Source organism: Pseudoduganella ginsengisoli, from assembly GCF_009720865.1.
Classification (GTDB): Bacteria; Pseudomonadota; Gammaproteobacteria; order Burkholderiales; family Burkholderiaceae_D; genus Rugamonas; species Rugamonas ginsengisoli.
The window spans coordinates 149,710-163,650 of sequence record NZ_WNLA01000011.1; the positions used below are offsets into that span (position 1 = coordinate 149,710).

Sequence of the window (13,941 nt, forward strand, 5' to 3'; positions counted from 1 at the left end):
AGTGGCGCAGGAACATTCCTGCGCCGGAGGGTGTGCTAGCGGCCCCGTGCGTACTTGGCCCAGAAGCCACGTGGCTCCTTGCTGGTATCGTCGCCGTGTTCTTGCCGCGCGCCGTGCTCCAGTTCATGGACTTTACTTTCCAGCATCTTAATTAGCTGGTCTTTATCGTCCAGGCGGGAGCGCATTTCATCGGTGACCTGGTCTTTGACTTTCCGCAATTCTGCTTCCAGTGCAATGATGCGCTCCAGCGAATGGATGCGTTCCTCCATGATACGGAACAAGCTGTCATCCTTGGGTACGTCGTGGAAGTTCGACGTGCCGTGCGTGTCCAGGTTGACCGGCGATGAAATCAACGGGGCGCCATGCGCATCGTTGTTTGTTCCGTGGAGGAATAATTGACCGTAGACGCGGATCAATTCCGCTGTGTCGAGCACGGATTCGCCATTGGGCGAAACGGCTTTGTGCAAACGGCCCCGGTCGATATCGCGATACAGCGTTGCCCGGCCTCGCCGTACCATGCGGGCAGCTTCAGAAATGGAAACCAGCATCAGAATCCCTGTCAATAAGAGTGGCCATGATGAAAACGGCGTCGAAGTGACGCCAGCGGTTTTACCAAAGAATTTGCAATGTTGCCTTAAAAGCCATTGCGGCCGGCATTCGACCTGCGCCGGTGAATTGATAGTACTCCCGAAGTTCGGCGCTTTTCAAGCACTTTGTTGCTGAGTTAAAACAGTGAATTCTCACAGAAAATCACGCAAAGAATATATGTCCAGGACACATTCGATATGTTGTTTTTAAATCGAAATAATATGCCAATTAAAAATATTTAAATTGGAAGGCTGAAATGAAAAACGCCGCTGCCGGGGTGGTGGTCCCGGCAGCGGCGTTGAATGAGTGTATGGATTTACTGGCGGGCGTTGCGCAAATTCGATGGCTTTTGGCCGCTCGTATAATTGCTGCGCCATGGATTAATATCCAGGCCGCCACGGCGCGTGTAGCGCGCATACACAGACAATTGCTGGGGCTTGCACTGGCGCAGGATGTCCGTAAAGATGCGTTCAACGCATTGTTCGTGGAATTCATTATGCTCGCGGAATCCAATCAAGTATTTCAGCAAGCTCTCTTGATCAATTTGCGGACCATAATATTGAATTTGTACGCTGCCCCAATCCGGCTGTCCCGTCACCAGGCAATTGGATTTCAATAAATGGGAAATAAAAACTTCCTCGACAGGCTGTTCGTCGAAATTGGCTTTTAATATTTCTGGCTGCGGTGAATAATTATCGACTTCGATATCGAGGCGGTCCAATAACACGCCTTCCAATTCGCCCATGGCCAAGGTGTGGAAATCCTGCTGCTCGGTAATGGTAACGTGGACCGTTGCACCAACTGCGGAAGATAAATCCTGCACCAATAAAATCTTTAACGCATCGGCGTCGGCAATTTTCGTTTGATTAAACGAATTCAAATACAGCTTGAATGATTTGGACTCGATAATATTGGGAGAATCCGCCGGCACGGTGATTTTCGCCACAGCCACTTGCGGCTTGCCGCGCATGTTGAGCCACGACAATTCATAAGCATTCCAAATGTCGACGCCGAAGAACGGCATCGTGCCCGTCAATCCCAGCTCATCGCGCTTGCCCTGGCGCGGGATGGGAAACAACAGTTCAGGCGCGTAATCCGTGCGGTACGCGGAAGATTTCCCCAGCGGGGACTGGTCGGCGGTATTGGTCATGGTAAGCGTCAAAAGCTGAGAGCGAAGGACGAATGGTAACGCATATGCCGCATTGCGGCATATGCGTCTGCGTGATGGGGAACTTGAATCAAATGCATACGGGCGGACCGCAAAGCCTGCCCGTCGCGAGGCTTACAGGAACAGCTTATAGACCGGGTTGGCGCTTTCATCCCAGTAGCGATAGCCGAGGCCCGCCAGGAATTGGGCGAATTCACTCATTTCATCTTGCGGTACCTGCAAGCCGATCAAAATGCGGCCCACGTCGCCGCCTTGCGAGCGGTAGTGGCACAGTGAAATGTTCCAGTTGGGCGCCATGCTGTCCAGGAAGCGCATCAGCGCGCCCGGGCGTTCCGGGAACTCGAAGCGGTACAGCAATTCATCTTGCGCCAGCGTGCTCTTGCCGCCCACCAGGTGGCGCAAGTGCGATTTCGCCAATTCATCGTGCGTCAAATCCAGTGTCTTGAATTCATTGGCTTCAAAACTGCGGGCCAGGACCGATGATTCGCCCCGGTCGGAAATTTGTACGCCGACAAAGACGTGCGCTTCATTCGCATCGCTGATACGGTAGTTAAACTCCGTCACGTTGCGCGGACCCACCAGCGAGCAGAAGCGCTTGAAGCTGCCGCGCTGTTCCGGCAACGTCACGGCAAACACGGCTTCACGGGCTTCACCCAGTTCCGCGCGTTCCGCCACGAAGCGCAGGCGGTCGAAATTCATGTTGGCGCCGCTGGCCACGCAAATCAGCGTTTCATTCTTGACCGGTTCCTTGGTCAGCGCGGCGCGTTCCACATAGGCTTTGGCGCCGGCAATCGACAGTGCGCCGGACGGTTCCAGGATCGAACGGGTATCCGTGAAGACATCCTTGATGGCGGCGCACAGGGCGTCCGTATCCACAATGATGACTTCGTCAACAAATTGTTGCGCAATGCGGAAAGTTTCCTGGCCGCACAGGCGCACGGCCGTGCCGTCCGCAAACAGGCCGACGTCCGGCAACGTCACGCGTTCGCCAGCTTTCAGGCTGCGGCCCATGGCGTCGGAATCAAAGGTTTGCACGCCGATGATTTTGATGTCCGGGCGGATTTGCTTGACGTAAGCGGCAATACCGGCAATCAGGCCGCCGCCGCCGATCGGCACAAAGATCGCGTGGATCGGGCCCGCGTGCTGGCGCAGGATTTCCATGCCGATCGTACCCTGGCCGGCAATCACGTCCGGATCGTCGAACGGGTGGACAAACGTAAGCTTTTGCTCATTTTCCAGTTGCAGCGCGTGGTTATACGCGTCCGTGTACGACTCGCCATGCAGCACCACTTCGACACCAGCGCCGCCACGGGCGCGCACGGCATCGACTTTGACTTGCGGCGTGGTGGTCGGCATCACGATAACGGCACGGCAACCCATCTTGGCAGCAGACAGTGCGACACCCTGTGCGTGGTTGCCTGCGGAAGCGCAAATCACGCCGCGTTTCAGCTGAGCTTCGCTCAGGTGCGCCATCTTGTTATAGGCGCCGCGAATCTTGAAGCTGAATACGTCCTGCATGTCTTCGCGCTTGAAGTAAATTCGGTTCTGGAAGCGCTGCGACAGGGTCGGCGCCAGTTCAAGCGGCGTTTCGTGGGCCACGTCATAGACGCGGGCGGTCAGGGTTTTCTTCAGGTAGTCGATAGTCATAGTCTGCTTGGGTAGTAGTAGCCAGCAATCTGGCAAGGCAAGGACATGCTTTTCAACGGCGGGTAACCGAGATGAGGCTGTGCATCGGGCGCGGCGCGGGTAACGCTTGCCCCATGAGGTAATGTACTGCTTGGATGGTAAATCATATGCGAAATCGATAATTCGCCATTTCATTATAATGGCAAGATGATTGAAACCTCCATCCGCTGGCTGCTGAATCTGCTGGCTGCCCCTGAAGTCGGCCTGACTTCCGTCTTTCTCGTCAGTTTTGTCTCCGCCACGTTGCTGCCTTTGGGCTCGGAACCGGCGGTATTTGCCACCATCAAAGCCAATCCTGAACTGTTCTGGCCGGCCATCATCGTGGCGACCGGCGGCAATACGCTGGGCGGCGCCGTCGATTACTGGATGGGCTACAAGGCCAAGAGCGCGTTTGCGAAAGAGCGTGAAAGCCGCTGGTTCGCGTGGCTGGCCCGGTATGGCGCGAAAACCATGCTGCTGTCATGGGTGCCGGGCATCGGCGATCCGCTGTGCACGCTGGGCGGCTGGCTAAAGCTGCCGTTCTGGCCCTGTATTGCATATATGGCAATGGGGAAATTCCTCCGCTACGTCATGATGACGTCGGTTTTGCTGTACGTTCCGGACGGCGCGTGGAAATCCCTGGCCCACATGCTGGGCGGCTAAACGGTTTAGTCTGTTTTGCCTAAATAGCTTTATTGCAAACCTTGTTTTGCCTAGGATTAATAATTGGCATCAAATTGCGGTAAGATGCTGGTTTTTCAAATTAATTTTGGTCAATTGACGCATACGTTACCCTTCGCGGGGCTAAGGCTGTTCCGGCGTGGTGCGGCGCAATAGGCTAGAATGGCCATCCGGTCTGTCTGCAGTACATCCATCATGAACGCCCCAGCACAAATCCAAGCATTGCTCGCCGAATCGCCAAATGGTCACGCTCCCACCCGGTTGCGTGAAATTCCTTACAACTACACGTCGTTTTCCGATCGCGAGATCGTGATCCGTCTGTTGGGCGAAGATTCCTGGCGCTTGCTCGATGAATTGCGCGCGGCGCGCCAGACGGGCCGCTCGGCCCGCATGCTGTATGAAGTGCTGGGCGATATCTGGGCCGTGCGCCGCAACCCGTACCTGCAAGATGACTTGCTGGACAACCCGAAGCGCCGCCAGGAATTGATCGATGCGCTGCATCACCGCCTGGCCGAAGTCGACAAGCGCCGCATGGCCGTCGACGCGGGCGCCGGCGGTGATCCGTCGCGCAGCGCGGCGGTTGAACAATTGCTGAAAGCCGCCAGCCAGGCCGTGGAAAAGTTTGGCGAAGAATTCCGCCAAATGTATGACTTGCGCAAGCGCGCCACCAAGGTATTGGGCCGCTACACGGAAAAGCACAATATCTGCTTCGACGGCATGAAGCGTATTTCTCACGTGACGGACGCCACCGACTGGCGCGTGGAATATCCGTTTGTCGTCATCACGCCGGACACGGAAGATGAAATGGCCGGCCTCGTTAAAGGCTGTATCGAACTGGGCTTGACCATCATCCCGCGCGGCGGCGGCACCGGCTATACGGGCGGCGCCATTCCATTGACGCCGCTGTCGGCCGTCATCAACACGGAAAAGCTGCTGGACATGGGCGCCGTGAAGATGGAACAACTGCCTGGCGTGGACCGCGAATACGCGACGATTTATACGGGCGCCGGCGTCATTACCAATAAAGTGTCGGAAGCGGCTGAAAAGGCAGGTTTCGTGTTTGCCGTGGACCCGACGTCGGCCCACGCGTCGTGCATCGGCGGCAATATCGCGATGAATGCAGGCGGCAAGAAAGCCGTGCTGTGGGGCACGGCGCTGGATAACCTGGCGTCGTGGAAGATGGTTGACCCGCAAGGCGACTGGCTGGAAGTCACACGCCTGGACCACAACCTGTCGAAAATCCACGATACGCCGCTGGCCCGCTTCAAGCTGGAGTGGACGCACCCGAATGCCAAAGGCGAAGCCAAGGGTACCCCATTTAAAACGGAAATCCTGGAAATCGCCGGCCGCGTGTTCCGCAAGGAAGGGCTGGGCAAGGACGTGACCGATAAATTCCTGGCCGGCCTGCCAGGCATCCAGAAAGAAGGTTGCGACGGCTTGATCACGTCGGCGCGCTGGATTTTGCATAAGATGCCGAAATTTACGCGCACCGTGTGCCTGGAATTCTTTGGCCAGGCCCGCGATGCGATTCCTTCGATCGTGGAAATCAAGGATTACCTGGACGGCTTGCCAGCCAAAGGCGAAGAATTCAAGACCTTGCGTCTCGCGGGCCTCGAGCATTTGGACGAGCGCTACCTGCGCGCTGTCGGCTACGCCACCAAATCCAAGCGCGGCGTGTTGCCGAAAATGGCGCTGTTCGGCGACATCGTCGGCGATGATGAAAACGCCGTGGCGCTGGCCGCATCGGAAGTGGTGCGCCTGGCCAATACCCGCGTCGGTGAAGGCTTTGTCGCCGTCAGCCCTGAAGCACGCAAGAAATTCTGGCTGGACCGTGCCCGTACCGCTGCCATTGCGAAACATACCAACGCGTTCAAGATCAATGAAGACGTGGTGATTCCGCTGAACCGCATGGGCGAGTACACGGACGGCATCGAGCGTATCAACGTCGAACTGTCGATCACCAACAAGCTGCAATTGGCAGCCGAACTGCGCGAATTCTTCGAAGCCGGCAATCTGCCGATCGGCAAGAGCGATGATGCGGCCGACGACAAGGTTGGCGATGCGGAAATGCTGGGCGACCGCCCGCAGCAGGCGCAAGCGTTGCTGGCGCTGGTGCAAAAGCGCTGGCAAACCATTATCGACAAGCTGGACCAGCCGGTCGCTTCGCTGCGCGACGAATTGCGCGAGCTGGGTCTCGGCCACCTGGATGCGGCGCTCGATGCGCGCCTGGAGCGCCAGCCGAACGCCATCCTGTTTGAAGTGGTGCAAGACCACACGGTACGCGTCAGCTGGAAGCAGGAAATCCGCGCGCAGCTGCGGCAGATTTTCAATGGCGCCGCCTATAAACTGATCCTCGACGAATGCGCCGTGATCCACAAGCGCGTGCTGCGTGGCCGCGTGTTTGTCGCGCTGCACATGCACGCCGGCGACGGCAACGTGCACACGAACTTGCCGGTGAACTCGGACCACTATGAAATGCTGCAACTGGCGCATAAAGCCGTGGCGCGCATCATGGTGCTGGCCCGTTCGCTCAATGGCGTGATTTCGGGCGAGCACGGCATCGGTATCACGAAGCTGGAATTCCTGACCGAAGAAGAAATCGGCGACTTCCGCAAATACAAGGAACGCGTCGATCCGGAAGGCCGCTTCAACAAGGGCAAGCTGTTGAACTTGCCTGGCATGGAAGCGGACTTGCGCAATGCATACACGCCATCGTTCGGCCTGATGGGCCACGAATCGCTGATCATGCAGCAAAGCGATATTGGCGCCATTGCCAACAGCGTCAAGGATTGCCTGCGCTGCGGCAAGTGCAAACCCGTGTGCTCGACGCACGTGCCGCGCGCGAACTTGCTGTACTCGCCGCGTGACAAGATCCTGGCCACGTCGTCGCTGATTGAAGCGTTCCTGTACGAAGAACAGACGCGCCGCGGCATTTCGATCCGCCACTGGGAAGAATTCGAAGACGTGGCGGACCACTGCACGGTCTGCCATAAATGCGAAACGCCGTGCCCGGTCAATATCGACTTTGGCGACGTGTCGATGAACATGCGCAATTTGCTGCGCAAGATGGACAAGCGCAGCTTCAATCCGGGCAAGAAGGCCGCCATGTTCTTCCTGAACACGACGGACCCGACCACGATCAATACTGTGCGTACCGGCATGGAGATTGCCTATAAAGCGCAGCGTCTGGGCAATGACGTGTTGAAGGCGTTTGCCAAGGAACAGACCAAGGCGCCGCCTCCGACGGTCGGCAAGCCGCCGATCAAGGAACAGGTGATCCACTTCATCAACAAAAAGATGCCGGGCAACTTGCCGAAGAAAACCGCGCGCGGCTTGCTGGACATTGAAGACAACAAGGTCATCCCGATCATCCGCGATCCGAAGAAGACCACGGCGGATTCGGAAGCCGTGTTCTACTTCCCGGGCTGCGGTTCGGAGCGCCTGTTCTCGCAAGTGGGCCTGGCCACGCAAGCCATGCTGTGGAATGTCGGCGTGCAAACCGTGCTGCCGCCGGGCTACCTGTGCTGCGGTTATCCGCAGCGGGGCGCAGGCGACTTCGACAAAGCCGACAAGATGGTGACGGACAACCGCGTGCTGTTCCACCGCATGGCCAATACGCTCAATTACCTGGACATCAAGACGGTCGTCGTATCGTGCGGCACGTGCTATGACCAGCTGGCCGGCTATGAATTCGACAAGATCTTCCCTGGCTGCCGCATCATGGATATCCATGAATACTTGCTGGAAAAAGGCGTCAAATTGGAAGGCGTGGCGGGGACGCGCTACATGTACCACGACCCTTGCCACACGCCGATGAAGATGCAGGATCCGCTGAAAACGGTCAATGGCTTGATTACCACCGTGGACGCCACGAAGATCGAGAAAAACGACCGCTGCTGCGGCGACTCGGGCACGCTGATGGCGGCCCGTCCGGATATCTCGACGCAGGTGCGCTTCCGCAAGGAACAGGAAATGGTCAAAGGCGCGGACAAGCTGCGCGCCGATGGCTTCACGGGCGAAGTCAAAGTGTTGACCAGCTGCCCGGCCTGCCTGGGCGGCGTGTCGCGCTACAGTGAAGATGCGGGCACCACGGCCGACTACATCGTCGTGGAAATCGCCAAGCGCTTGCTGGGCGAGAACTGGATGCCGGAATATGTGGCGCAAGCCAATAACGGCGGTATTGAACGGGTGCTGGTGTAATGGCTTGCGACCTGTGTCATTTGCTATCCGCGCCGCCAGCCGATGTGCTGGTGTGGCAAGACGCGCAATTGTCCGTCGTGCTGGCCGATGAGCCGAACTATCCTGGCTTTGCGCGTGTTGTGTGGAATGCGCACGTCAAGGAAATGACGGACCTCGAACCTGCCGAACGCGATCACGTGATGTGGGCTGTATGGCAAGTGGAAGCAGCGCAGCGCGCCGTCATGGCGCCCGATAAAATCAATGTGGCCAGCTTTGGCAATATGACGCCGCACGTGCACTGGCACGTGATTCCCCGTTTTGCCACGGACGTGCATTTCCCTCAACCGACCTGGGGCCCGGCCCAGCGCGAGCCGAATCCACAAGATTTGGCCGCGCGCCGTGCCCTGCTGCCGCAATTGCGCGCCGCTATCGTTGCCAACCTTAACGATAATTAAGTCATGAAAAACCCGACCGGCCTGACCGTCCACAGCAAATCCCGCATCCTCGAAGTCGCCTTCGATGATGGCGCCTCGTTCAACATCCCCTTTGAGTTGCTGCGCGTGTATTCGCCGTCGGCGGAAGTCAAAGGCCATGGCCCGGGCCAGGAAATCCTGCAAGTGGGCCAGCGCGACGTGGGTGTGACGGCGCTGGACCCGGTCGGCAATTATGCAGTGAAGCCGACGTTTACCGATGGCCACAATTCCGGCCTGTACACGTGGGATTACCTGTACAAGCTGGGCGCCGAGCAGGAACAGCTGTGGTCCGCCTACATGGACAAGCTGCACGCGGCAGGTTTCGAAGGCGATTCCGGCCGCGAACCTGGCACCGTGTTGCCTTCCGCGCCGAAAGCCCACGGCTGCGGCCACAAGCACTGATTGCCTGTGCTGCGTGGATGCGACGCAGGCATCATGTCCTGAACAGTCCAGCAGTTAACATGCTATCGTAGGCACTTGTTTCCCTGAAACGTGTGCCTATGCGCCAGTTCATCCGTTCCAGCCGTTTGATCATCTTGCTGGGGTGCTGCCTTGTGGCAGCCATACTTGGCGCACTGAGCTTTGCATTGTGGTCGTCGCGCGAACAATCCATTGCTGAATGGCAGCGCCATTTATCCAACCTGTCGCTGGTCATTGCCGAACAGACGGCGCAGGAAGTCGCGTCGGGCTACCTGATCCTGGGCAGCATCGTGGAATCCGTGCAGGCAGCCGGCATCAGCAATGATGCACAATTACGCGAACAAATGGGCACGGCCGCCACGTTCCAGCGCATGCGCGACAAGGTGGAAGGCTTGCCGCAAGTCGAGGTCGTGACCATCGTCGCTGCCAATGGCGACGTGGTGAATTTCACGCGCAAGCATCCGGCGCCCCCCATCAACTTGTCCGACCGCGATTATTTCAAGGCGCATTTGAACGACCCGAAACTGGGCGTCTTTGTCAGTGCTCCCGTGCGCAACAAGGGCAACCAGCAATGGACCTTTTACTTGAGCCGCCGCCTGATGGGGCCGAAAGGGCAATTCCTGGGGCTGGCGCTGGTGGGTTTTTCGAGTACTTTCCTCAGCGATTTTTACCGCAAGATCAGCCTGGGCGATGGCGCGTCGGTGACCTTGTACCGGCGCGATTTCATGTTGCTGGCGCGCTCGCCGCATGACGATGCGCTGATGGGAAAAGTCAATCGCACCGGCACGTCACACAAGGTCATCGAGCAGATGGGCAAGACGGAAGGCGTGCTGCTGACGGACGCGCCGCGTTTTTCCGAAGGCGGCAACCGCGTGCAGCGCCTGGGCGCCGTGCGGCAGGTCGGGCAATATCCGCTGGTGGTCAATATCACCGTGACGGAAGACTTATTCCTGGCCCAATGGCGCAGCTATGCGCAAGTATTGACGGGCGTGGTAATGGCCAGCGCGGTGGCAATGGCGCTGGCGTTTACCGGGCTGGTAAGGGCGCTGCGCAAGCGTGAACACGATATGGCCAGGATGCAGGCGCTGGCCACAGCGGCAGAAGCAGCCAGCCGGGCCAAGTCGGAATTTCTCGCCATGATGAGCCATGAAATCCGCACCCCGCTGACGTCCATCATTGGCTTCGCTGAAACACTGACGCCGTCCCAGGGGGAACAGAGCGCAGAAGCTGGCGAAATCATCGTGCGCAATGGCCAGCACTTGCTGACGATCATTAACGATATTCTCGATATTTCCAAGATTGAAGCGGGGCGGCTGATATTGGAAGACGTCCGTTATTCCCCGCTGGAAGTGGTGGATGGCTTATTGCCAACGATCGCAGCGCAAGCCCATGGCAAGGGCATTGCATTTCATTTTTCCGCAGTGTTTCCTTTCCCATCCCACGTGATGGGCGACCCGACGCGGTGGCGGCAAATCCTGTTCAACCTGTGCGGCAATGCCGTCAAGTTCACGGAAGAGGGCAGTGTGGAACTGACCTTGCATTACCTGCCGGAGCTGGGACGGCTGCAATGCCGGGTTGCCGATACGGGCATCGGCATGACGGACGAAGAACAGGCCAGGCTGTTCCAGCCGTTTTCACAAGCGGACAGTTCCGTAGCGCGGCGCTATGGCGGAACGGGATTGGGTTTGCACCTGGTGCACCAGCTGGCGGTCCGCATGGGAGGCACGGTGCGGGTGCACAGCGCGCCGGGCCAGGGCTCTATTTTTGAAGTCGACATTGCTGCACCGCCGGCGCCGGATGTGCAATGGCTGGCCGCCATGCCGGACTTCCCCAGGCACGAGGCGAAGGTGCCGTTAGCCAAGCTCAGCGGGGCTGTACTGCTGGCGGAAGATGGCCCGGACAACCGCCGCCTGATCAGTGCATGGCTGGAACAGCTGGGATTGCAAGTGGATACGGCGCCCGATGGCGCCCGCGCGGTTGAGCTGGCGCTGGTGGGACACTACGATGTGGTGCTGATGGATATCCAGATGCCGGCGATGGATGGCGTGCAAGCGGCCAAGCTGTTGCGCGGCGCGGGCTTTGCCGCTCCCATCGTGGCGCTGACAGCCAATGTGATGCCGGAAGACCGCGAACGGTACAAACTGGCTGGCTGCACGGCTTGCATCGCCAAACCCGTGGATTTTGATGAGCTGGGGCGGCTGCTGGCGGGGATGCTGCCGCACGCAGGTGCGGCGGCGCTGCTTTCATATACGGAACTGGAAGGCTACGATGATATGCGCCGCCACTTCGAAGCGCGTTTGCGGGAAGAGCTGGAATTACTGCGGGGCGCCATTGTGCAGCAAGATTTTGCCAGCGGCCGTGAAGTGGCCCATGTCGTCAAAGGCAGCGCGGGAAGCTTTGGCTACCCCCGCGTGACGGAACTGGCGGCAGAACTCGAAAAAGCCTTCGTCGCGGGCGATCGTGGCGCCGCTGCGGCGCTGCTGGACGCGATACAACAACTCGATGAAGTACAGCGCCTGATGGCGCAGCCAGTGTGAAAGGAAAGCCATGGCAGACAAGAACCATATCAGCGTACTGATTGCGGACGATGAATCGGCCATGCGCAATTTGCTGGCAGCGGTCTTGAAAAGCTGTGGCTATGCCAATCTGGTTCACGCGGCCAATGGCCAGCAAGCCATGGACTTGCTACGCGGAACGGATCCATCGCTGAAGCTGGCCTTTCTTGACATCGATATGCCGGGCTTCTCCGGGCTGGAAGTGCTGGAACTGGCGCGGCAGGCCCGGCCCGACTGCGCGTACGTGATTGTCAGTGGCCATAGCGGTATCGATAATGTCATTTCTGCAATGAATCGTGGCGCGGCAGGGTTTGTCGTCAAGCCGTATACTCCGCAAAAGATCGCCGATGTGCTGGCCAAGTTCGAGCGGGAAGCAAGCTGATAGGGGCAGTGCTGCGTTGGCGCTTGTATAATGCAGGCACTACAACCGGCTCCACACTATGACCAATACTACCCATTTCGGCTACAAAACCGTCAACGAAGAAGATAAAGTCAAGGAAGTCGCCAAGGTATTCCATTCCGTGGCGGCCAAGTACGACGTCATGAATGACTTGATGTCGGCTGGCCTGCACCGTCTGTGGAAGACTTTTACGATTGCCAATGCTGCCGTGCGCCCCGGCTTTAAATGCCTGGATATCGCAGGCGGCACGGGCGACCTGGCCAAAGCCTTTGCGAAACAGGCGGGCCCGACGGGCGAAGTGTGGCTGACCGATATTAACGAATCCATGCTGCGCGTGGGCCGCGACCGCCTCTTGAACAAAGGCCTGGTGACCCCCACGTTGCTGTGTGACGCAGAGAAATTGCCATTCCCGGACAATTACTTTGACCGCGTCAGCGTGGCTTTTGGCTTGCGCAACATGACGCACAAGGATGTGGCGCTGTCGGAAATGCGCCGCGTATTGAAACCGGGCGGCAAATTGCTGGTGCTGGAGTTTTCCAAAGTCGCCGAACCGTTGCAAAAGCCGTACGACTTGTATTCGTTCTCGGTATTGCCATGGCTGGGCCAGAAAATCGCCAATGACGCGGAAAGCTACCGGTATCTGGCGGAATCAATCCGCATGCATCCGGACCAGGAAACCCTGAAGTCCATGATGCAGGATGCGGGCCTGGAGCGGGTCCAGTATTACAACCTGACGGCGGGTGTGGCCGCGTTGCACACCGGTATCAAATTGTAAGAAGGTATCCTCATGAACATGAAAAAAATTCTGATCAGTGTGACGCTGGCCTTGTCGGCCGCCAGCCTGATCGGCGACGCGCTGGCCCGTCCGATGGGCGGCGGCCGGTCGATTGGCCGCCAGTCGCAAAGCGTCAGCAACATGCCGCGCCAGGCGACGCCGCCCGCCGCGCCGCCAGCCAACCAGGCTACGCAGCCGGCCCGTTCGCCGGTTGCCGCACCGGCGCCGGCGCCCGTACAGCAGCCTAAGCCTGCGAGCCGCTGGAAGGGGATCCTGGGCGGCGCGCTGCTGGGCCTGGGCCTGGGCGCACTGCTGTCGCACTTTGGTTTGGGCGGCGCGCTGGCCAGCGCGATTTCGTCGATGCTGATGATAGCCTTGCTGGTGGGCGGCGCCTTGCTGATCTGGCGCTTGATCCGCAGCAAGTCGTCGCCACAGCAGCCGCAGCCGGCCGGTTTCAGCAACAACGCATGGCAACAGCCTGCGTCGCCTGCGCCGGACTATAACTTGCCGCCGCTGCAGCCTGTTCAGCCAGCCGCCGGCGGCTTGAACCTGGCCAAGGCGGACGACGCGCCAGCCGCGCACACCCCGTGGGGCGTGCCGGCTGACTTCGACACGGCAACGTTCCTGCGCCATGCGAAAAGCAATTTCATCCGCCTGCAAGCGGCGTGGGATAAAGGCGACGTGGCCGATATCCGCGAATTCACGACGCCGGAAGTCTTTGCCGAGCTGAAAATGCAAATCACGGAGCGCGGCGCCCAGGCTGATTACACGGATGTCGTTACGATTGAAGCGGAATTGCTGGGCATAGAAAACGATGGCCGCGATTACCTGGCCAGCGTGAAGTTTTACGGCACCATCAAGCCGTCGCCCACGGCGCTGGCTGAGCCATTCCAGGAAGTGTGGAACCTGGTCAAGCCTGTCAGCGGCAATGCCGGCTGGCTGCTGGCTGGTATCCAGCAACTGGCTTGATCGCACGCCTACTGTAGTAAGATCGAGACCGCCCGATTATTCGGGCGGTTTTTTGTTTTTTAATGCCT

General features: G+C 58.6%; 11 protein-coding genes. 8 read left to right on the forward strand and 3 right to left on the reverse strand.

From position 1 onward, the window contains the following. Positions 1–35 precede the first annotated feature (35 nt). The 3 genes from GM668_RS16985 to ilvA form a co-directional block, all read right to left on the reverse strand. Complete coding sequence (locus GM668_RS16985; RefSeq protein WP_155440136.1) at positions 36–548, reverse strand: hypothetical protein; 513 nt, start codon at positions 546–548, stop codon at positions 36–38. 356 nt (positions 549–904) lie between these two features. Further along, complete coding sequence (gene queF / locus GM668_RS16990) at positions 905–1,738, reverse strand: NADPH-dependent 7-cyano-7-deazaguanine reductase QueF (RefSeq protein ID WP_155440137.1); 834 nt, start codon at positions 1,736–1,738, stop codon at positions 905–907. 132 nt (positions 1,739–1,870) lie between these two features. After that, positions 1,871–3,403, reverse strand: coding sequence for a threonine ammonia-lyase, biosynthetic (ilvA, locus tag GM668_RS16995; protein WP_155440138.1), 1,533 nt, complete (start codon positions 3,401–3,403; stop codon positions 1,871–1,873). A gap of 186 nt (positions 3,404–3,589) precedes the next feature. On the opposite strand from ilvA, the gene GM668_RS17000 reads away from it, so the two are divergent. From GM668_RS17000 to GM668_RS17035, 8 genes are all read left to right on the forward strand, one after another. Next, positions 3,590–4,084 carry a YqaA family protein gene (locus tag GM668_RS17000; protein ID WP_155440139.1) on the forward strand — a complete coding sequence of 165 codons (495 nt, stop codon included), beginning with the start codon at positions 3,590–3,592 and terminating at the stop codon, positions 4,082–4,084. A gap of 213 nt (positions 4,085–4,297) precedes the next feature. Further along, positions 4,298–8,302, forward strand: coding sequence for a DUF3683 domain-containing protein (locus GM668_RS17005; protein ID WP_155440140.1), 4,005 nt, complete (start codon positions 4,298–4,300; stop codon positions 8,300–8,302). After that, a complete protein-coding gene (locus tag GM668_RS17010) occupies positions 8,302–8,736 on the forward strand; it encodes an HIT family protein (RefSeq protein ID WP_155440141.1) in 435 nt (144 codons plus the stop codon). The genes GM668_RS17005 and GM668_RS17010 overlap by 1 nt, the downstream gene beginning before the upstream one ends. Positions 8,737–8,739: 3 nt before the next feature. Continuing rightward, complete coding sequence (locus GM668_RS17015; RefSeq protein WP_155440142.1) at positions 8,740–9,156, forward strand: gamma-butyrobetaine hydroxylase family protein; 417 nt, start codon at positions 8,740–8,742, stop codon at positions 9,154–9,156. 98 nt (positions 9,157–9,254) lie between these two features. Next, on the forward strand, positions 9,255–11,711 hold the full coding sequence (locus tag GM668_RS17020; RefSeq protein ID WP_155440143.1) for an ATP-binding protein: 2,457 nt from the start codon (positions 9,255–9,257) through the stop codon (positions 11,709–11,711). A 10-nt stretch (positions 11,712–11,721) separates the two neighbouring features. After that, a complete protein-coding gene (locus tag GM668_RS17025; protein WP_155440144.1) occupies positions 11,722–12,111 on the forward strand; it encodes a response regulator in 390 nt (129 codons plus the stop codon). Between the two features lie 58 nt (positions 12,112–12,169). Beyond that, positions 12,170–12,904, forward strand: a complete 735-nt coding sequence (ubiE, locus tag GM668_RS17030) for a bifunctional demethylmenaquinone methyltransferase/2-methoxy-6-polyprenyl-1,4-benzoquinol methylase UbiE (RefSeq protein ID WP_155440145.1) — start codon at positions 12,170–12,172, stop codon at positions 12,902–12,904. A gap of 12 nt (positions 12,905–12,916) precedes the next feature. After that, the gene (locus GM668_RS17035; protein WP_155440146.1) at positions 12,917–13,873 is read left to right on the forward strand and encodes a Tim44 domain-containing protein; all 957 of its coding nucleotides are present in this window, start codon (positions 12,917–12,919) and stop codon (positions 13,871–13,873) included. Positions 13,874–13,941: the final 68 nt, after the last annotated feature.